Origin of the sequence: Synechococcus sp. O70.2 (assembly GCF_047462135.1) — a bacterium.
In the GTDB taxonomy this organism is placed as follows: domain Bacteria; phylum Cyanobacteriota; class Cyanobacteriia; order Thermostichales; family Thermostichaceae; genus Thermostichus.
Map to the genome: position 1 here is coordinate 75007 of NZ_JANSIS010000004.1, position 19081 is coordinate 94087.

24 protein-coding genes, 1 tRNA gene and 1 other RNA gene are annotated in these 19081 nt (G+C 59.1%); 6 read left to right on the top strand and 20 right to left on the bottom strand.

What is annotated here, in order from left to right; translation table 11 throughout:
• Positions 1-72 precede the first annotated feature (72 nt).
• Positions 73-507 (bottom strand): tetratricopeptide repeat protein, encoded by a 435-nt coding sequence (locus NW812_RS05850; RefSeq protein WP_414394929.1) that lies wholly within the window; start codon positions 505-507, stop codon positions 73-75.
• Positions 508-730: 223 nt separating this feature from the next.
• Here NW812_RS05850 and NW812_RS05855 point away from each other — a divergent pair, with 223 nt between their 5' ends.
• Positions 731-1360 (top strand): DUF4384 domain-containing protein, encoded by a 630-nt coding sequence (locus NW812_RS05855; protein WP_414394931.1) that lies wholly within the window; start codon positions 731-733, stop codon positions 1358-1360.
• Between the two features lie 152 nt (positions 1361-1512).
• Here the strand turns inward: NW812_RS05855 and NW812_RS05860 are convergent, their stop codons facing one another.
• The 5 genes from NW812_RS05860 to NW812_RS05880 form a co-directional block, all read right to left on the bottom strand.
• Positions 1513-1848: a TMEM14 family protein gene (locus NW812_RS05860; protein WP_414394932.1), complete on the bottom strand. Its 336-nt coding sequence runs from the start codon at positions 1846-1848 to the stop codon at positions 1513-1515.
• Between the two features lie 27 nt (positions 1849-1875).
• Positions 1876-2070: a hypothetical protein gene (locus tag NW812_RS05865; protein WP_414394934.1), complete on the bottom strand. Its 195-nt coding sequence runs from the start codon at positions 2068-2070 to the stop codon at positions 1876-1878.
• Positions 2071-2786: 716 nt separating this feature from the next.
• Complete coding sequence (gene thrB / locus NW812_RS05870; protein ID WP_414394936.1) at positions 2787-3725, bottom strand: homoserine kinase; 939 nt, start codon at positions 3723-3725, stop codon at positions 2787-2789.
• A gap of 60 nt (positions 3726-3785) precedes the next feature.
• Positions 3786-4997 (bottom strand): ABC transporter permease, encoded by a 1212-nt coding sequence (locus NW812_RS05875; protein WP_414394938.1) that lies wholly within the window; start codon positions 4995-4997, stop codon positions 3786-3788.
• Positions 4994-6379 (bottom strand): efflux RND transporter periplasmic adaptor subunit, encoded by a 1386-nt coding sequence (locus NW812_RS05880; RefSeq protein ID WP_414394939.1) that lies wholly within the window; start codon positions 6377-6379, stop codon positions 4994-4996. The genes NW812_RS05875 and NW812_RS05880 overlap by 4 nt, the downstream gene beginning before the upstream one ends.
• A 160-nt stretch (positions 6380-6539) precedes the next feature.
• On the opposite strand from NW812_RS05880, the gene rplS reads away from it, so the two are divergent.
• Both rplS and NW812_RS05890 read left to right on the top strand, forming a co-directional pair.
• A complete protein-coding gene (gene rplS / locus NW812_RS05885) occupies positions 6540-6923 on the top strand; it encodes a 50S ribosomal protein L19 (RefSeq protein WP_414394941.1) in 384 nt (127 codons plus the stop codon).
• A gap of 46 nt (positions 6924-6969) precedes the next feature.
• A tRNA-Trp gene (locus NW812_RS05890) sits at positions 6970-7042 on the top strand.
• Positions 7043-7094: 52 nt separating this feature from the next.
• Here NW812_RS05890 and NW812_RS05895 read toward each other — a convergent pair.
• The 12 genes from NW812_RS05895 to NW812_RS05950 all read right to left on the bottom strand — a co-directional run bounded on the left by NW812_RS05895 (position 7095) and on the right by NW812_RS05950 (position 15125).
• Positions 7095-7508: a hypothetical protein gene (locus tag NW812_RS05895; protein ID WP_414394942.1), complete on the bottom strand. Its 414-nt coding sequence runs from the start codon at positions 7506-7508 to the stop codon at positions 7095-7097.
• A 45-nt stretch (positions 7509-7553) separates the two neighbouring features.
• Positions 7554-7651: signal recognition particle sRNA small type (gene ffs, locus NW812_RS05900), an RNA gene on the bottom strand.
• A gap of 53 nt (positions 7652-7704) precedes the next feature.
• Complete coding sequence (locus NW812_RS05905; RefSeq protein ID WP_414394944.1) at positions 7705-8421, bottom strand: carbon dioxide-concentrating mechanism protein CcmK; 717 nt, start codon at positions 8419-8421, stop codon at positions 7705-7707.
• 32 nt (positions 8422-8453) lie between these two features.
• On the bottom strand, positions 8454-9113 hold the full coding sequence (locus NW812_RS05910) for a hypothetical protein (protein WP_414394945.1): 660 nt from the start codon (positions 9111-9113) through the stop codon (positions 8454-8456).
• Positions 9114-9161: 48 nt separating this feature from the next.
• A complete protein-coding gene (locus tag NW812_RS05915; protein WP_414394947.1) occupies positions 9162-11102 on the bottom strand; it encodes a ribulose bisphosphate carboxylase small subunit in 1941 nt (646 codons plus the stop codon).
• A 48-nt stretch (positions 11103-11150) separates the two neighbouring features.
• Entirely contained in the window at positions 11151-11450 is a 300-nt protein-coding gene (locus NW812_RS05920; RefSeq protein WP_414394949.1) for a EutN/CcmL family microcompartment protein, read from the bottom strand.
• On the bottom strand, positions 11451-11792 hold the full coding sequence (locus tag NW812_RS05925) for a carbon dioxide-concentrating mechanism protein CcmK (protein WP_414361188.1): 342 nt from the start codon (positions 11790-11792) through the stop codon (positions 11451-11453).
• 40 nt (positions 11793-11832) lie between these two features.
• Positions 11833-12141, bottom strand: coding sequence for a carbon dioxide-concentrating mechanism protein CcmK (locus NW812_RS05930; protein ID WP_414361187.1), 309 nt, complete (start codon positions 12139-12141; stop codon positions 11833-11835).
• A gap of 526 nt (positions 12142-12667) precedes the next feature.
• Positions 12668-13426: an energy-coupling factor ABC transporter ATP-binding protein gene (locus NW812_RS05935; RefSeq protein WP_414394950.1), complete on the bottom strand. Its 759-nt coding sequence runs from the start codon at positions 13424-13426 to the stop codon at positions 12668-12670.
• 166 nt (positions 13427-13592) lie between these two features.
• Complete coding sequence (locus tag NW812_RS05940; protein WP_414394952.1) at positions 13593-14414, bottom strand: cell division protein FtsQ/DivIB; 822 nt, start codon at positions 14412-14414, stop codon at positions 13593-13595.
• Between the two features lie 31 nt (positions 14415-14445).
• Complete coding sequence (gene ndhO, locus NW812_RS05945) at positions 14446-14664, bottom strand: NAD(P)H-quinone oxidoreductase subunit O (protein WP_414394954.1); 219 nt, start codon at positions 14662-14664, stop codon at positions 14446-14448.
• A 62-nt stretch (positions 14665-14726) separates the two neighbouring features.
• On the bottom strand, positions 14727-15125 hold the full coding sequence (locus NW812_RS05950; RefSeq protein ID WP_414394955.1) for a hypothetical protein: 399 nt from the start codon (positions 15123-15125) through the stop codon (positions 14727-14729).
• Between the two features lie 1112 nt (positions 15126-16237).
• On the opposite strand from NW812_RS05950, the gene petE reads away from it, so the two are divergent.
• Together petE and NW812_RS05960 are read left to right on the top strand one after the other, a co-directional pair.
• Positions 16238-16648 (top strand): plastocyanin, encoded by a 411-nt coding sequence (gene petE, locus NW812_RS05955; RefSeq protein ID WP_414394956.1) that lies wholly within the window; start codon positions 16238-16240, stop codon positions 16646-16648.
• A gap of 184 nt (positions 16649-16832) precedes the next feature.
• Positions 16833-17060, top strand: a complete 228-nt coding sequence (locus tag NW812_RS05960) for a hypothetical protein (protein WP_414394958.1) — start codon at positions 16833-16835, stop codon at positions 17058-17060.
• Positions 17061-17077: 17 nt separating this feature from the next.
• Here NW812_RS05960 and NW812_RS05965 read toward each other — a convergent pair whose 3' ends face one another.
• The gene (locus NW812_RS05965; RefSeq protein WP_414394959.1) at positions 17078-17290 is read right to left on the bottom strand and encodes a DUF2997 domain-containing protein; all 213 of its coding nucleotides are present in this window, start codon (positions 17288-17290) and stop codon (positions 17078-17080) included.
• A gap of 45 nt (positions 17291-17335) precedes the next feature.
• Here NW812_RS05965 and NW812_RS05970 point away from each other — a divergent pair, with 45 nt between their 5' ends.
• Positions 17336-18385 (top strand): potassium channel family protein, encoded by a 1050-nt coding sequence (locus NW812_RS05970; protein ID WP_414394961.1) that lies wholly within the window; start codon positions 17336-17338, stop codon positions 18383-18385.
• A gap of 10 nt (positions 18386-18395) precedes the next feature.
• Here NW812_RS05970 and NW812_RS05975 read toward each other — a convergent pair whose 3' ends face one another.
• Positions 18396-19064 carry a PHP domain-containing protein gene (locus NW812_RS05975; protein ID WP_414394963.1) on the bottom strand — a complete coding sequence of 223 codons (669 nt, stop codon included), beginning with the start codon at positions 19062-19064 and terminating at the stop codon, positions 18396-18398.
• Positions 19065-19081 lie beyond the last annotated feature (17 nt).

Here is a 19081-nt window from a genome sequence, read left to right on the forward strand (position 1 = left end):
CCTGGTTTTCCACATTGGCGTCCCTCGCTAGTTGGTAGAGAAGCTGCAACTGGGGTGCGGGCGACAGCCAAGCTAGGGGATCCTGGCCTCCTCATCCCTGCGGCTATGGTAGTTGCGGATCGCCCGCCTGACCAAGGTGAGAAAGGCGTAGGCCCGTTGATCTGTAGGATCCAAGCGCATCACCGTTTGAAAAGCCTCTTCTGCCTTCTGCAGGACCTCAAGATCGATCTGGCCCTCGACCTCTGCTTCCAGTTGGGCCTTTTGCAACAGCAGGGCCCCCCGGTTGTAGTGGGCTGCAACATGGCCGGGATCCGCCGCCACCACCACCTCCAGTTCGGCCAGGGCTGGATCCAGATAGCCGCTCATACCCAGCACCCAGGCCAACTTATAGCGAGCCTCTGTATGGGTGGGATCCTCGGCAACTGCCCGGCGAAATGCTTGAATGGCAGCCGGAAAATCGCCCGCCTGAACCGCTGCGATGCCTTCTTGGTAACTGTCGCTGGCCATAGGCAAGGTTGATCCCTGATCTGCAGCTTAGCTCTTTCTAGCTGGGATCTCCCAGTTTTCCCACCCAAAGGTGAGAAGCGGTTCAGCGCTTTTCCCCCTGGGCCTGCCATCTGCAGCAAGGGAAACTGCCTCAGCAGGAGATCTGAGATTGCGCGAAGCTCGCTCCAGTAAAACTCTGCCCCTTCCTAGGCTGAACATAGCCACTGAATGTCAGGTGCGAACCATGGACGCCAAACTGCTCTTCCTGCCGCTGGCTTTGGGGCTGTCGGTGGCGCCCACCGCCGCTGTTTTTCCCAAAACGCTGGGCATCTACCCCTCGCTGCCAAGGCTACAACTAGCTGACACTCGCCTAGAAACCGGGGCCCGCTCCATCCTCGTCAACCCTGTGCCTTCCGACTTGCAGGTGACCTTGGAGCTGGATCGGCGCGGCTCTAACCCCATCTACCGGCCTGGCGAGCCGATTCGCCTGACTCTCAGTACCAACCGTGACGCCTACGTCTACCTGTTTAGCATCCAAGCCGATGGACGCACTCACCTTATTTTGCCCAATCCCTTCTCGGGTGGAGAGGAGTTTCTGCGGGCCGGCGAAGTGCGCACCTTCCCACCCCCTGGCGCCAGCTACCGCCTGACCATTGCCCCGCCCTTTGGCCAAGCCCAAGTGTTGGCGGTGGCCTCCCCCCGGCCGCTCAACTTCCAGGAGATCGTTGCTTTTGAAGAGAGTGGCTCCTTTGCCCGTGTGCAGGTGGAGGGATCCAGACTAGGCGACGCCATCGCCCGCGCCATCCTCGTCGAGAAGATCCCTGCCCGCGAATGGGCGACCACCACTCGCTTCTATCGCGTCGCTCCTCGCTGAGCTCTCAGCTTAGAGCAAGGACGCCCAGCAGCCCAAACCTGCCCAAAAAAGGCAGCGCAGGCCCCCTGGCAAACACTCCGCGCCGCTGCCGCGACAGGGATAGACCGCCTTGTGGTAGGAAGCTCCTCTAGCTACAAGCTGTGGAAGATCCCTCACCCCCTAGGACTGGGGAGAACCTCAACGAAACTTAAGCCCAAGAGAAGAACAGCCGTCAAGCTCACGGCCAACATCAGACCAGCGGGCAGAAATTTGCCAGTTTTGCGGTAGCGCAAGGCAAAAAGAAGGGATCCCAGCGCCGCCGTCCCTAAGCCCAAGCCTAGGCCCCAACGGGGATCCGCTCCCAGGAGGCCATAGCTAGCTCCGCTGAGAACAGCTCCCACCAAACCTCCAACTAAAGACTTGAGACTTTTGCCTCTTCTATAACCGACTACTCCGCCTACCAAAAGCAGCACCCCGTAGACGAGCAAAGTAATCCGTGCAATCGCCATGACAAGAAAAAAGTTTCCTACCTTGCTTTAGTCCACAACAATTTCGCGGATTAGAGGCAGGCGGAGAGTAATGTAACGGTTGAGAACTGAGGTATCGACCGTGCTGAGGGCATATCTTTTCTGACAGGCATTCAGGATGAGATTGACCAAGTCATCGTCACGCTGATTCAGCCAATCCGGTCTGCCGATCTCGCTGACCAAAGACCAGAATTGACGTATCATCTCAGGAGTCATGGCATCATCCATCGCCTAGGGTAAGGGCTAAACTGCAAGAGTGATCCAGGCTAGCGATCCCATTCTAGGGAAAACAAGCGCTCCCCAGAACCGACATTTCAGCTCCGTCACAACTTAGGATAAGATGTTACGCTTCCCCACAAAGCTCAGCAAACAGCGACTACCTGCTTCAGAAGGCTTCAAGCTAAAACCTCCAGATCGTTAGCTCCAATAGCTACGAAACCATAGCTGGTACAATGACTCCCCTGGCAACTTTTTTTCTCTGTTTTACCTTACTTACCCAATCCTCAGCGCAGCCACCTTCCTTGTTCTGTCAGTCTAGAGCTTCCCCTTGGGGTTTACCCCCATGGATCTTACCTGTAGCCCCGTCTCATCCTCAACTGAATTTGACCCTAAGCCTAGCTCCCCCGGCTTGTTGCTAGAGCAACTGCCTGATGGCTACTAGCTGGTGCTGATAGACTCTCTACCTGCCGAGCAAGCTGCTTGCCTCCCTAGCCAACAAAGAGCAAATCTGGAAAATCGGGGCAAACAGAGCGCTTGCCTCTTTAACTCCTCCCTAGCCCAGCATGAAGCGCGACTTACGGACTCCGTCCTGCTGACCCAAGAAGGCCTCCAGCTTGCTCTTGCAAGAAGACAGCTCTGCTGTCCGTCCTACCCTTGCCCGCTCTGCTTGGGCTAGCGGTGTGGGGCACCAGGGACGACGTTTATCTCTCAGATAGCTCCTCATCTCTAGAGTGGATGATTACTCTTCCCCCCTGCCAATCCAAACTCAGGGGTTTCGCTTCTGCCTCGATACCTAGCTGGGCCCAGGCGCTGACCATGGCCGCTCCTACCCCTTCTCGCTCCTCGGGCGCACAGAACGCCAGGAGGGTAGGCCCAGCCCCGCTGATCACCACTCCGTAGGCTCCTGCAGCCAGGGCTGCCTCCTGGACTGCCTTGAAACCAGGGATCAACTCCATGCGGGCCGGTTGGTGCAGCCGATCCTGCAAAGCCACCCTTAGCCAGTCCACCCGCCCCGACTGCAAGCTGCGGATGAGCAGCCCCAGATGGCTGCTGGAAAAAACGGTATCGGCCAAGCTGACGGACTTGGGCAGGATCTCGCGGGCTGCCTGAGTGGAGAGCTTGAAGTTAGGCACCGCTGCCACAATCCCAATGCGCTCGTGCCACTCCACCGGGCAGAACACCCACTGCCCTTGCTGTCCCTGCACACAGAGCTGACAGCCGCCTTGAAGGGCGGGCACCACGTTGTCGGGGTGACCTTCGAGGACAATGGCTAACTGGAGGAGGGTCTCGGAGGCTAGGTTAAGGGATCCAAGGGCATTGGCTCCCAGCAGGCCGCCGACAATAGCAGTGGCAGAACTGCCCAGACCCCGCGCCAGGGGCACGTTGAGGGTAATCTCAATTTCCACTCCCGGCACAGGCTTGTCCAGCAGCTCGAAGGCCCGGCAGAAGGCGCGATACACCAAGTTGTCCTTGCCCTGGCTGATAGGATCGCTGCCACGATAGTGAATGCTGAGTCCAGCAGGGATCTCGCGAAACTGGAAGTGGTTGTAGAGCTGCAGGGCTGCACCCATGCAGTCAAACCCTGGCCCCAGGTTGGCGGTAGTGGCTGGGACAATTACCTCTACTCGCTCTTTGACCAAGGGAAAGCTCCTTAGCGAACAGCGGGCACCTCACACCTACTATCCTACAGACGGTGGATCTCAGGCTCTCAGGGCCTCAATGGGATCCAGTTGCGCCGCTTTGCGGGCGGGGAAAATGCCAAAGACCAGTCCAACCCCCGTCGAGAGGGAAAAAGATATGACCACTGCCACGGGATCGACAGTCGTGGCCAAAGGGGTAAACATTCGCACTGCCACCAGGAGGCTGCTGCTGAGGAGGATCCCGGCCACTCCCCCGCTGACGGCAATCAGGATAGCCTCGGTTGCAAACTGCTGCAAAATTTGCCGACTGTCGGCCCCAATTGCCTTGCGCAAGCCAATCTCAGGGGTGCGTTCTGCCACCGAGATCAACATCACGTTCATGATCCCCACCCCACCCACCAGCAGCGAGAGCGCCGCTGTGCCGCTCAGCAGTACCCGCAGCAGAGTTAAAATCCTGGCTGCCCCATCCAGCAACACTTTCTGGTTGCGGATGACGAAGTCATCTTCTCCTATCAGTTGGTGCCGCTGGCGCAACAGGTTGCGGATCTGGAACTCAGCAGCCGGCAAATCTGCTTCGGAGCGGGCCGAGACAAAGATGGCCGTCAACTCCAGGCCATAGGGAGAGCGCCGTCCAACAAAGCGGTTGGCCACCACGTCTACCGGCAGAAACAGGCGGGCATCGTTGTTGCCAAACACTGTTGGCTTGGGGCGCAAAATGCCGACTACCTCAAAGGGCAAGTTGTTGAGCAGCAGCGTCTCTCCAATAGCGGCGGCGGGATCCAAGCCGAACAGCTCGCGGGCGGCCTCACTGCCCAGCACTACCACCGGGCGCTGCTCCTCAATGTCCGCTGGCAAGAGGAAGCGGCCCTCCTCGACCTCTAAATTCAGCACCGACAAATACTCCGGCCAGGTGCCTATGACCTCATAGCGGCGATCCACCCCGCCCCGCACAGCCCGCACATTGACCGCCAGGCTGGGGACAGCTGCCGATACCGCAGGCACTTCCGCAGCAATCGCCCGCAGGTCGTCGAGGGTAAGAGGACGGACGTTGCTGGCATCCGCTAGGCCAAAGCTGGAAGAGAAGACAATCAGCAAATTGGTGCCCAAAGCCCGAAACTGATCCACAGCCAGCTCCTGGGCAGCATGGCCAAAGCCAGCAATGGCTACCACTGCCGCGTTGCCGATGAGGATCCCCAGCATGCTCAAGCCTGTGCGCAAGCGGTGCCGTCGCACCATTTGCCAGGCCATTTTGGCTGCAACCAGAAAGCTCATGGGTGCGGCCTAACTCTCCCACTTCGGCTAGGACGGCGCTCTTGTGGAAGCAAACTCTGCAGGGTTACTCCTGGCGGCAGCGCCGTAAAGACCCGATCCCCCGCCTGCAGGCCGGAAAGGATCTGGGTGATCCCTCCCTGGGTGAGGCCCGTTTCTACTGGCCGATAGACAGGCCGCTGGGTTTGCGGATCCAACAGGATTACCCCCTCTTGGCCCCCCTCCCGCAGGATGGCCACCGAGGGCACCGTGAGGGCTTGGGGTTGCTGCTCCCCGAGAAAATCCACCGAGACGTTCATGCCAATGCGCAGAAAGTCTGCCTCCTGCTCCGGCTCGATCGCGACCCGAAAGACGGTGACCTCCCGCACCACCACCGTGGCAGGGGCAATCCGCTTCACTCGTCCCCGTACCACTCGATCCGGATAGGCCAGGGATCGGATCTCCACCGGCTGTCCCACCCGCACCTGGGCAATCTGCGCCTCCGGCACCTCCGCTCGCACCTCAATCCCCTGGGCCAGCACCAGGATGGAGCTGGAGGAAGCAGCAGTGGCGTCGGAAGCTGCGGTTGTGGGAGTTACAAAGGATCCCACCTCGGCAAAGCGCTGCACCACCACACCGGAAAAGGGCGCCCGGACCTCGGCCTCAGCTAGGCGAGATTGTCGCTGGGCTAGCTCGGCTTGGGCCTGGGCAATCTGGGCTTGGATCTGCCGCAGCGTTTCTGGGCGGCTACCTAACCGCAATCGCTCCAACTCTTGTTGGGCAGCTTGCAAGTCCGCTTGCGCTTGTTCCAAGCGAGCTAGGCGTTGATCCAGCTCGCTGCGGGCTACAGCCCCCTCCTGCACCAGCGCCTGAATCCGTTCCAGCTCCTTTTGGGCCAAACTCACCTGCGACCGCGCCGCATCCACCCTGGCCTGGGCTGCTGCGATGACCTGGGGTCGCTCGCCGGCTTGCAATTCCGCCAGGCGGGCCTGTAGCTCTTGGATGCGGGCTTGGGCTTGGCGAATGCCGCTAGTTAGATCGCCGTAGTCCATCCGGGCTAGCACCTGCCCTGCCACCACCTCATCCCCCTGATCCACCAATAGCTCCGCCAAACGGCCCGCCTCTCGAGGACCAACATTCACCTGGCGAATGGGCTGCACCTGGCCGCTTACCCGCAGCCGTTGGACTAGATCCACTACCTCGACGGGCACCGTCAACCTTTGTAGGCGCTGTACCCTCTGCTGCTGGAGGTACCGCTGAACCAAAATACCACCCCCTCCCAAGCTAGCCAGCAGCAGACCCAGGAGAATCCAGCCAGTAGGCCACCCTTTCCTAGGGGCTTCGGGCTGGAGCAGGGGTTGGTCTGCAGATTTGGCAGGGGGCAGGGATCCCGTCTGGGGCTTCACGGCGTCTCCCGCCTCTCACAAGAGCCTACAATCTAGCCTATCTAGCAAAGAGAGGGGCGCCAACGCAGTCTTGAGCTCCGGGGTCGTCCGGCCCTTCGAGACCTGTACAAAAAGCAGGGGGATTGCTACGATAGTTAGCTGCTGAGAGCGCGGGAAAGCCATGAACGCTCGCATCAACCCCGAGGCCATCCTCCGCCTTGTGGAGGCGGAATACCTGAAGCCGGACCTACCTGAGATCCACGTTGGGGATCAGGTGCGGGTGGGGGTACGCATTCAAGAAGGTGGCAAAGAGCGAGTGCAAACTTTTGAAGGCACGGTCATTGCCATGCGCCATGCAGGTCTCAACCGCACCATCACCGTGCGCAAGGTTTTCCAGGGCATTGGCGTGGAGCGCGTCTTCCCAGTTCACTCGCCGCGCATCGAGTCCATTCAGGTGCTACGGCGGGGCAAAGTGCGCCGCGCCAAGCTCTTCTACCTGAGGAAGCGAGTAGGCAAAGCCACGCGCATCAAAGCCAAGGAAGATCTCCAGGAGGAGGCCCTTTAAAGCTACAGGGAAACTTGCTAGGCTAGATAGAAAGCTAGTCTCTAGTGCGTCCTTAGTTCAGCTGGTAGAACGTCGGTCTCCAAAACCGGATGTCGGGGGTTCGAGTCCTCCAGGACGCGTTACTTAGAGCTCAAGCTGGCCTTTGCAGTGCAACCTGTATACTCTGCCAAGCTAGGCTTTACCGGCCTCTTTCTTGATCCGCTCCAATTCTGCCTGCAGCTCAGCAATCTGCTGACGCAGTCGAGCTGCCTCTGACAGCTCAATGGCAGTGCTCCCTTCTGCCTCTGCCTCGCCCATATCTTCAATGGTGATTCTGCGGGGGCCACCGGCAGCCTTTCCCTCTTCCTTGCGGCTGACAGTGGCGGCAATAGCGTCCATGTAGGCTCGCGCCTCCTCGGCTCTCATCGCCCCCAGCTCTACCAATTCATCTACTAGAACCTGTACCTGCTTGCGCAGCTCCAGCAGGCGGTCTCTGGCATTCCCAGCCACCTTGGGGACGTTGTCGGCAACTAGCGCCGCCAGACCCATGCCGAAGTAGAAGGCCTTTTGAGCCAAGTTGGCAAGGGGATTGTCTTTTTCAGCCATAGGGTGTGCCCTGCTAGTGCCCGTGGAACCCAGCTGCGGGAAAAGGGCGACCTGGGTTGACGCGCCTGCTCAGAGCATCCCGTAGTGCTGCTATCTTCCGATCCTGACACGGTTTGGGCGTCCGAGCCGCACGGACCCAGGTCTTCCAGTAGCCTAGCATTTTTTTTCCTGCTTGGCTTGCTGTCTAGCGGTGAGCCTAGGGAGTGCCTGGGGGCTCCAAATAGACTGGGATCCGCTCTCCCGCCCTCTCGCTGCGCTGTACCTCTTCTTTCTGAGCTTGAGGGATCGCCACGGGCAAGGTAACCGGCTGAGCAACAAAACAACTGGCCACCGGCAGGGCCTGCTCCAGTTCGTCGAGGGGGCGTGGGATCACGGCCACGGCGTTTAGCTCGCCGATGCGCTCTGCCTCGTACATGCCCGCATCGATGGCAATGGCCACGTTGGAGACCGTGCCGCGAATGATGACCGTACACAAGCCGTCGCCAATGGTCTCGTAGGCGGCTAGCTGCACATCGGCTGTTTTCAGCATTGTGTCAGCAGCCCCCACCATAGCGGGGAAGCCGCGGGTCTCCAGCAGGCCCACGGCTAGGTTGCTGAGGCGGCTGTAGCCCCGACTTTGGGCCAGTTGAGACAGCTTGCTACTGATGGGCAGCACCACCTCTAGGTTGGGCAGGGGCCTTGGGATCACCAGACTGGAGATCTCCTCCTGGTTAAACTGGCGAGCCACTTCAATCCCCTCTTCGATGGCAATGCGCACATCGGCGATGTTCCCCCGCACAATTGCCGTGCAGTAGCCGCCGGAGATCTTCTCAAAGCCAATGAGAGTCACGCCGGCCGACTTGGTCATGGCGTCGGCAACGCGGACAATGACGGGGAAGCTGCGCGTCTGAATAAGGCCTAGAGAGGTGGACATGGAACTCTACTTCCTCGATGCCAGGGTAGCTCTCAGAACCGCCCATCCCGCGAGGAGAGAACCTGACGGTGAGGGTAGATCTTGCCCAACAGCCGCTCCAGCTCGGCACGGCCTGGGATCCCGTTGAGCTTGCCCACCCCCCTCTTTTCTTGCGTTGGCTCTGCCTGCTCCTGAGGGGTTACCTCTGCCTTAGGAGAAGGAGGAGGGGTCTTGGCCTCAGGCACCCCTTGGGCGGGGGCTGCGGGCAACTCTTGCACCCTCTCTGCCTCTTCTGGCTCTGTCTGGGTTACTCCAGCCGTCTCTTGCTCGCTTCCCCAGGTGGGATCCCCAAGTAGCGAGCCGGGAGGAATGACTGCCTGGCGGAGTATTGAACAGTTGAGCAGCGTGGCTTCCGAGCCAATGCAGGCATTTTCGCTAATGGTGCCTTGCCCAATCACCAGCACCCCCCTTCCCAAAGTAGCCCCCGCCTCCACAACCAGGGATCCCCCACAGGCGTGCAGGATAGATCCCGCGCCAATACAGACGCCCCGCCCGATGTGGATACGGCAGCCGGGATTGGCGCGCAGCAGCACCCCTGGGCCGATGCTTGCCTCCTCCTCTATGTCTACCTCACCACTGACAACGTAGTGGGCTTTACCGCTCTGCACAAGCCAGGCTTGGGACCTGAGGGAGGTGGGCAGAGTGGAAGCCAAGGTGCTTCTCATCGCTAGAGGGCTGGCTGGAAACCAACCCGGAACTCCTCAAGGGGTTTGGATAATCTGCTCCAGCACCCGCCGCTTAGATTTGGGGTCAATGCCCAGCAGGCGCACGTACTCGCCGCGATGTTCCTCTAGGCAGGCCTCCAAGGCTGCTACCACTTGGTCCAATTGCGTGGCTTCAATGGGGCTACAGCTTTGCCAAGAGGAGGTGCGAAAGCGGCGCTTGTCAGCGTGTTCAGTGCCGATGCGGTAGCCCTGGCTAAGTAGTTGCTGGACTTGCGACACCACCTCGCTGCTAAGTCGCCTAGGGGTGGAGGGAGGGGAAACTGCAGCCACCGGCGCTCCTTGAGCTGCTGGCGCAGAAGTGGGCGGCTTGCCACTGGGGGTCTGGATGAGGCGCTCATAGACCCGCTTTTTCCCTTTGGGATCGATCCCCAGCAGGCGCACGTAGTGGCCCTGGTGCTCTGCCAGCGCCGCCCTCAGCTCGGCCAACACCTCTGGCCCACGGCTAGCGCGAAGGACCGGCCCGCTCTGCCAAGAGGAAGTTTTGAAGCGGCGCTCGTCGGCATATTCGTAGCCGATGCGGTAGCCCTGGGCCAGTAACCGGTGCACCTCTTCCTGCAGCTCCAAATCCGGGCTGCTGCTGTCCCCTGCCCCAGAAGCAGAAGTCGTGCTTGTCGCCGCGCCCGCCTCCGCCGGACTGCTGCCCACCTGACCTTTGGGGGTCTGAATCACCTTCTCTAGCACCCGCCGCTTGGCTTTGGGATCGATCCCCAACAGGCGCACGTACTCTCCCGCGTGCTCGGCTAGGGCTGCCCGCACAGCCGTTAGGATCTCCTGGACCGAGCCGCTGAAAGTACCCAAGGTCTGCCACGAAGAAGTGCGGTAGCGGCGAGCATCGGCCACTTCCAGGCCAACGCGGTACCCTTGGGCCACCAGGCTTTGGATCTCCTCCTCCAGACGCCATTCCCCCCTGCTGGAGCCTGGCATAGCCACCGAAAGGCGGCCAGAGGATCCCGAGGGGGTTGCGGGACCTTCTGGGGTTTGGATAATCTGCTCCAGCACCCGCCGCTTGGCTTTGGGATCGATCCCCAACAGGCGCACATACTCCCCGCGGTGGGCTGCTAGAAGAGCTTCCAGCGATTGCACCACCTCGGCCTCGTGGGTGCCGAGGATTGGGCCTTCGCTCTGCCAAGAGGAGACGCGGAAGCGGCGGGGATCAGCGTATTCCAGGCCCACCCGGTAGCCTTGGGCCAAGAGGGCGCGCACCTGCTCCACCACCTCTGGACTTAGAAGGGATCCGCTGCCGTTGTGCCCATTGGCAAGAGAGGAGGAAGAATCAGAAGCGCGGGCTTGCATCAGCTCGTTGCGAATAGGAGCAATACAGACGAGGTTCTCGCTGCAGTGGTAGCCCTCCAGCAGGGCTTGGTTAATGCCGATAACGTGCTGAGCAAACTTGGCATCGCTATCTTGGACATCCGGTAGCCGGTCAGCCTCAGCTTGGTTGGTGATGATGGAGCCGGAGCGCACATATTTGCCCGGCGGGATCTCCACATCCTGGATGAGGCAGTGCAACATGATGATGCAGCCATCTCCCACCCGCGCATTGAACACGGTGGAGCGGAAGCCGATGAAGCAGTTGTTGCCTATATAGGCTGGCCCGTGGATCAAGGCCATGTGGGCAATGGAGGTGTTCTTGCCAATCCACACCGAGTAGGGCTGGCCATCTTCCCCAATGACCCGCCCTTGCTCCAGGCCGTGGATCACCACCCCATCCTGGATATTGGAGCCGTCGCCAATGTAGAAGGGGGATCCTTCATCGGCGCGGATGGAAGTTCCAGGGGCGATGAGCACCTGGGCGCCGACGCGCACATCCCCGATGAGATTGGAAAAGGAGTGGACGTAAGCAGAGGGATGAATGGTAGGCTCCGCCAAGCGACGTGACCAGGGCGTTGGCGGCGCAGCGTAGGTTTGAGCAGGCATAACCGTGAGCCTCTAGACCCAATCAAAGAGGAAAGGGAAGGATCCCAGCTAGCGTTGCTCGCGCTTGTTGTAGACGGAGCGACCGTCAATGCTAACGGTGTCAATAATGGCCATCACCACGGCATCCAAAGGTCGGGTTTCGTTTCCCCGCGGTTGGCGAGCCGCGCTACCTTGGCTGACCAGCACCCATTCCTCGGCGCCGGCTCCCACTGGGTCAGCAGCCACAGCATAGTCTGGCTGCGGCCGGCCTTCGAGATCGACATACTGCACCACCAGGAACTTCACGCCCGTCAGGCTGGGATCCTTCTGGGTGCTGGTGACGGTACCCCGTACAATCGCAATACGCATCTAGGGACGCGTGAAGGGACGAATGGCATTGACCCCTTCGCGGAACTGGGCCACATCCTCGGTGTAGCGAATGGGCAACACGTACTCCAGGTTTTCGTGGGGACGAGCAATGATGTGCCAGGAGAGCAGCTGGCCGCCGTTGACCCGCTTCACCGCTTCGATGCCGGCAGCTACCGAGGCCTGCACCTCAGAGACATCGCCCCTCACGATCACGGTGACGCGCCCACTGCTAATTTTCTCGTAGCCCACCAAGGTGACGCGCGCTGCCTTCACCATGGCGTCGGCCGCTTCCACTACCGCTGGGAAGCCCAGCGTTTCAATCATTCCAACTGCGATGGCCATAGGGACTCCTTACGCTGAGATGGGTTAACCAGCTTCCGGGCTAGGTGCGAAACTGCTCCACCGCTTCGGTGTAGCGAATGGGCAGCACGTACTCCAGGTTTTCATGCGGCCGAGCGATGATGTGGTGGGAGAGAACCTCGCCACCGCTTACCCGCTTGGCAGATTCCAAACCGGCAGCTACCGAGGCCTGCACCTCGGAGACGTCACCCCGCACGATCACAGTGACGCGCCCGCTGCCAATTTTTTCGTAGCCCACCAGCGTGACACGCGCTGCCTTCACCATGGCGTCGGCTGCTTCTACTACTGCTGGAAACCCCCGCGTTTCAATCATTCCAACCGCAATAGGCATATCAACTCTCCACCCCTTTGAACGCCTAGTTCCTAAGCACCGTGAAGTTCAACCTAGCAGCCACTGTCTTGCCGATTGGCTTGCTGCTAGGATCTGGCTACTTCGTTGACCTCAAGTGAAGATCCTTCTGTCTCTGCCTCACCTGGTGATCCCTTCAGGAAAACCAACCCTGACTGACCTAGACGCTTCCTCCCCCCTTTTTGCCCAAGAAAGACCTGCTTAGCAACAGACCTCGGACTAGGTTGGGACGAGCCACTAGGAGCCATCGGGATTTCAAGGGAGCCATCGCGCAGGAAGGCAAAACTGTCAACTCTGAGCTCAACCTATCCCTTGCTGAAATCATACAGAGAATTCGGCTGAGATAGCTCAGAGCGAGGATCCCCAACCTAAGCAGAATGATATCCCCAATCACCCCGAATAAAAATCAATATTCTTAATTGGAGTGATAGCTTTTATTAAGAAAGCACGACTGTTGTTAACTGTTAACAAACAGTTCTTGACACTCCTTCTCCTCAGAGTCACCAGCTTAGCCACTCTTTCCCTGACAGCGCAGCGAAGGGGGCACCTCCAGACTATGCGCTTCCAAGAGGTCGGCTTGGCTTAGCAGCTGCCTGGGGGATCCCTGAGCCCAGACGCGGCCTTGATCCAAAAGGATCACCCAATCGCACACCTCAAGGATCAGCTCCAGATCGTGGGAGGCCAGCAGAAAGGTGTGGCCTACTTGCTGGAAAAAGGCGATTAGCTGCCGTCGCGCCCGCAGATCCAGGTTAGCGGTCGGCTCGTCGTAGAGCACCAACTGGGGCTGCATCGCCAGGATCCCAGCGATGGCAATCAGACGCTTTTCGCCACTGGAGAGGCGGTGGGGTGGGCGATTGGCTAGATGCAGGGTGCCAGTCCTCTGCAGGGCTGACTGTACGGCGGCGATAATCTCCGCTTCAGGCCAACCGAGATTGCGCGGTCCAAAGGCCACATCCTCCGCCACAGAGGCAGCAAACAGTTGGTCATCGGGATCCTGAAACACTAGCCCCACCTCAGGCCGAAATTGGCCAGGTTGCAGCGGCTCCCCAAACAACGTAATCTGCCCAGCGCGGAGGGGCAAGAGACCCGCAAGAGCAAGGAACAGGGTAGTTTTGCCGGCACCATTGGGGCCGATAACCCCCACCCGCTGGCCAACTTCAACTCTGAGATCCACCCCTTGCAGAACCAGTGGGCAACCAGGGTAGGCGACCCACAACTGGCTAACCTCCACCGCTGGCCCTGTCTTCATCAGAAAAAAACGCGGCACGGCAGCCCCAGGATCTAGCCGCCCTCCAACGTAAGACGACTACACTACTATGCAGCAAACTCTGACCCTGGTCTGCAAGCTAGCCCCCCAGCGCAGGCAGCCAAGGCCAGGGACAGAGCTACCTTCACACCTGCGGGATGGAGTTGGCTTTAGCCAAGGGAATAGTCTAGCGTTGCTCCAGATCCTTCTGGCGCCTCTGCATGGCGGCAGGGGTAAGCTGCAAGGTGGGCACGGTGGGGCTGCTTAGATCAATCTGGAGAATTTCCTCGGGCGTACACTCGCAGTATCGGCCCAGATCCCGCATTTGGTTGAGGATTTGAATTTGCAAGGACAGGCGGTCAGAAAGCGGCCCCAGATAAACATTGCCCAGCTCAGTGTGTAGGGTAATCCCTCCGCCGGCGTGCCAATCCACTGCCCTGATTGGAACTTCAGACAGTTGCAGGGCTTCGAGCAGTGGCGCCCATTGCTCGGGTGGGTGGCTCTCCCAGCTCAGCACCTCCAACTCGGGCAAGGACTCAAGGAAACGGTAGGGATCCGGGGGCAGCCAGTTGCCCTCTCGATCCACCCAACCCGTTTGGTCGCCTCGGCGAGCACGGGCAATCAGCTGCCGTTCCTGCACCTGGACAACAACTCCCACTGGCAGCAACCGCCGCCGCACCTGGACGCTCTGGAAAGGGGAAGCCGGGGATCCCAGCAAGGCTTTTTCCAACGCTGCTGGCTGCACCTGCCAGATGTTTATCGGATAGGTCAGAGGCAATTGCCTCCGGATCCAGTCGGGATCCACCCAGTGGTTACCGCTGACCTGAATCTGCTCTGGTCGACGAATTTGCCAGTAGGGCTGCTGCAGGCTTTGCACCAGCAGTAGCAGGAGAGCTGTGGAACTGGCCAAGCGCCAGGATCCCTGCCAAAAACGGCGACGCCGCTCTTGGCGCAGAAGTTGCCGCCGTCGCAAAAGTTGCTCGCGGCTGGGCGGAGCAAGAGATACCACTGCCTCCCTCTTTCTTCCGGCAGGGAGCAACCTAACCGGCAATTTCCTCGACCTGATCAACCCGCAGCCAGATCGGAGGGGTGGGAACAGCTCCAAACTTAATCTGGATGTAGTCTCCCTTAATCTCCACCACTTCTCCAGCCGTGTCAAAGACGTAGTTGGGGATCATGGGATCACTGGCTTGGGCTTCCAAGCTGCCCTGCAGCTTCTCACGGATGGCTCTTACCAGGGTGCCTCGCTTGATTGCCATTGCCTTTCCCTTCGGTGCTGATTGATGGGTTGAATCTGGGCGCTAGTCCACTCGCGGCTAGCCTACTTTTTCCGTAAGCTGCGAGCCATCTCGCGGAACCTATCTAGGTCAGATCCTCCTCCGCGGCGTGAGGCCACTCCGCTGCCGCTGTTGGAGGTGAGGGAGCCCTGTTCGGCAACAGGTTCAGAAGCTTTGCTTTTTTCTTCAGTCAACTTAACCTTGCTCAAGGAAGACACCTCCTCCACCACCTCTATCTTGCTGCCAGAACCAAAGTCTTTAAAGGTGTGCTTCACAATCCTAGGAGTGCGCATGTATTCGATGTTGCCAAGGGTCTTGGCCTCATCCGGGTTGAGAAAGAAGGTGTTGTCTTTCTTTTTGGCCGGCTGGGAAACCGTTTCTGATAAGCTTTGGGAAGCTGCTCGACCACGAGAGCCGAAAAAGCGCCTGAAGATGCCTACCATTGTCTTTTTGCCTGCAGTGCAAGGAAAGAGGAGCCAATCTCTAGAGGCTGGGTCAGTTAGCCACGGTTACGAAGGTAACGCCTGGCCCACCTCTGAAACCATGTTAAGCTAACTTAGGCCAGTGCGCCTCCTACCTGCAGCAAGGATTGCTTACTCAAGCGCTCAAGCTGGGAGGACCTTCCCAGGAAAGGGCCCTTAACCCAACGGCCCCTTGAGGACAGCCAGCCCACTCTAGAGCCCTAGGGATCTCAGCGGCTGGTCCGTATGCTGCCAAAAAAACCGTTTTGGCTTTCTTCTAGAGATAGGCCTTAACTCTCGAAATCAGTTAAACAGCATTCGATCCAACTCAATCTGACAAAAGCTATCACTATTCAGTCCGTTGTTGAGGAAGTCCTACGAATCCGCCAATTTACCTCAAATAGCCTGCTGTGCAAGCGGCACTTTAGCATTGCTTTCCTGAACGAGGTTAGGCTTCGGGAAATTGCCCACCTCTGGCCCTAAAAACCTACAATACCAGTCTAGGTATAGGTGGTGGGTATCTAGGGGAGGCGGCGGATCCCTCTCAAGCCAAAGAGCTGCTACAAAGCCGCTGGGAAGAACCTTCACCTCTGCACCTAGTAGTGCATCTCCAGCTTGAGGACTCTGCCCAAGCTTAGGGCAGTGCTAATGGGGCAGGTCCAGATTTTGCCAGAAGCCTCTTGGAAGCTGGCCGTGAACGCAGGGGCAACCTGAGAGAAGAAGCACGGCCGCCCTACACGCGACATACTCCCGGCACTGATCCTGTAGGTAGGTGCAGCATGGGCTTCTCGCTTTAACGGGGAGCTTTCGCAAGAGCCGTCAGCGAGCAGACCCGGGATGTCCCACCGCGTAGTTTAACTGATTCTGGCAAAGCTGTTTGCTGTAGCTGCCCTCATGATACAGCCTGTGAGGGTATAGGCCCTATGCTTAAAAAGCTCTACGCTTTTTAAAGATGCTTTCCATGCTTAAAGATGCCTAAAGTTGGGTTAAGATAGAGCTGTCACTCCTCCTGCATGACCAGGCACGCTTCACAGCTTGGAAAGCGGTGGCCAAGCAGCAGAAGAGTAAGTGCTGTTACGTTTTGAGAGGGATCCATGTTGTTTGTTTTTAACCTGGCAAAGCGTCTACAGCTTGTTCTCCTCACCCTTGTGCTCGGGATGGCTGCAGGGGCGTTTTTGTCCAACCCTGCTGCTGCTGAAACCTACACGGTCAAAATGGGCTCCGATAAGGCCCAGCTCATTTACGATCCCCCTGTCCTCACCATCCAGCAAGGGGATACTGTTCGGTGGGTCAACAACAAGGTCTATCCCCACAACATTGTTTTCGACAAAGTACCCGGTGGCGATGCGGCCCTGGCAGCCAAGCTCTCCCACAAGGCCCTGCTCACTGCTCCCAGCCAAGTGGTCGAGACGGCCTTTGTCGATGTCCCGCCGGGCGAGTACACCTACTACTGCACGCCCCATCGGGGAGCCGGAATGGTTGGCAAGATCATTGTCAAGGGGTAAATCGAACTGTAGGCTAGCAACCCCGACTTCGGCTTGCTGGGGCGGAGCCCTACCCGTAGTAGTATAGAAAAAAAGCTAGCCCTCTCAAAGATGAGGGGGCTTTTTTGCGAAGAGAAGTCTAGCCGGCTTGCTCTTAGGCTGGACAGGCCCTAGCCCCTAACTGTAGTCTCCAGACGGGTTCCCCATGACCACCCCTGTCAAAAGCTACCTGCTCCTAGCGGTTTCCTGCGTCAGCGCCATTGCCGCTGTGGGCTCAATCTTCGAGTTGGCTTCTGGTAAGCCGGACTTTGGCGTTGGCCCCACTAGCATCATCTTGATCGTGGCCGCTCCCCTAGCCGTTTGGCTGTTCCAAGGAGCAGTTGAAGCGGCGCGGGCTGCCAACGCCGGCAAGAGGGGCAAGAAGAGAAAATGAGCAGGTAGAGGTGGGACTCAGCAGGTTTGTTGCAAAGAAACCCGTGATTCTATCTCAGTTTCTGCCGGCTGATGAAACTCAGGCAGCAGCTCTCGTTTTTGCACCGTTCCAAGAGCTGCTTCCAGCTCCGCAGTCGCTAGCGTACAACTGGAGCCGTTGCCGTTTAGCACGGTCTCCGTTACCTGTCCGTTTTTGTCGATCCGATACTCGATCTTGACGTACTCGGGCATCTGCCTTTCAGCAACCCTTTTCCTCCTCCCCATTGTATTGGCTCCATGGCCTCAGTGCGTCCACCCTTGCAAGCTGCCAAAAGAGATCCCGGCATCCGCCGCGATCTGAGATTGGGTGTGGGGGCGCTGCTGGGCGTGGTCCTCATCGGCACTCTCTGGTACCACTGGGTGGAGCAGTGGCCGTGGGTGGAAGCCTTTTACATGAGCGTCATCACCCTAACCACTGTAGGCTTTATGGAGGTGAGGCCGCTTGGGGATCGGGGACGCTTGTTCACAGCGGCCTTGATCCTGATGGGGGTCTTGAGCATCGGGTTTATGGTGAATCGCTTTACGGAGGCCCTCATCCAAGGGCATTTTCAGGAAGGGATCCGGCGGCGGAAGTGGAAGAGACAAATGGAAGCGCTGAACAACCACTACATCGTTTGCGGTTTTGGGCGTATTGGGCGGCAGGTGGCCCAAGAGTTGCAGGCAGAGGGGGTGCCGTTTTTGGTGATCGATCAATCTGCCGAAGCTATTCAGGTGGCGCAAGAGCTGGGATACATCGCTCTCCAGGGAGACAGCACCCTCGATGACACCTTGCTGGCGGCGCGGGTGCAGCGGGCCGAGGGGCTGATCGCCGCACTCTCCACCGATGCCGAGAACCTCTATGTGGTGCTGTCGGCCCGCACCCTGAACCCTCGCATCCGCACCGTTGCCCGCGCCAACACGGAAGAGGCTTTGCAAAAGCTGCAGCGGGCAGGTGTCACCCACGCTATCTCCCCCTTCATTACGGGCGGAAAGCGGATGGCAGCAGCTGCCTTGCGCCCCCGCGTGGTGGACTTTGTGGATGGGATCCTGTCCGGTCGGGATCGTACCTTTTACCTAGAGGAGTACGAGCTGGTGGCTCAAGAATGCCCCTATGTTGGCCAAACCTTGGGGGCAGCCAATTTGCGAGCCCGATCTGGCGCTTTGGTGGTGGCGATTCGGCGAGCCGATGGCCAGCTTATTGGCGGACCCACCAGCGACACCTTGCTGCAGCCAGGGGATCTGCTGCTGTGTATGGGCACGGCCGAGCAGTTGCGCCGCCTGGGTCAGTTGCTCTATCCCCGCCCCTAGGTGGAGCCGGCTAAATACGCCTGAGGATGCTGGAACCGTGGGAATCGGTGCCACAGGTTTTCAAGAGTCCGTAGGTCTGGGCCAACTCCTCCCCGATCGCCGTCTCTTCTGGGCTGGGAGCCCAAGGTTCCGGATTCTTGTAGGCGTAGTAGACTTCGAGGCCGTCGATTCCTAGGGCCGCTGCTGCCGGGACGAGGACTTCTGCAGGCAGCCAGTAGCGAAAGGGATGGGCCAACACCGCCAACCCTCCTGCTGCTTGAATGGCCCCAATGGCCTCAGCAGCACCCAGGCCGGGCACTTGCTCGCCTTGGATGTAGGGATCCAAAACAGGGTCGGCAGGATCAAACCCGTAGCCAAGAATATGCACCTCGCAGCCCAGCAAGTTGGCTGTAATCTCGATCCCCGACCAGAGGATGGGATCATCGGGGCGATCCAGGTGGGCGCGGGCCTGTTGGTAACCCTTCAGGGTGTGGTGATCGGTGATGGCCAGGCCCTGGAGGCCATGCCGGCGCGCCTGCTCCGCCAGTTCCACCGGATCCATTTGCCCATCCGAACAGCGGGTGTGCAGGTGAAAGTTGTACTGCCAGGGACAAGAAAGGGGGCCGATCCCTTGCAGAACTCGCCGCAACTCTGCTGCCGAAGCAGTTTGACAGGGATCCCGTTGCAAACTAATCAGCATGACAGCCCTTGAGTCTC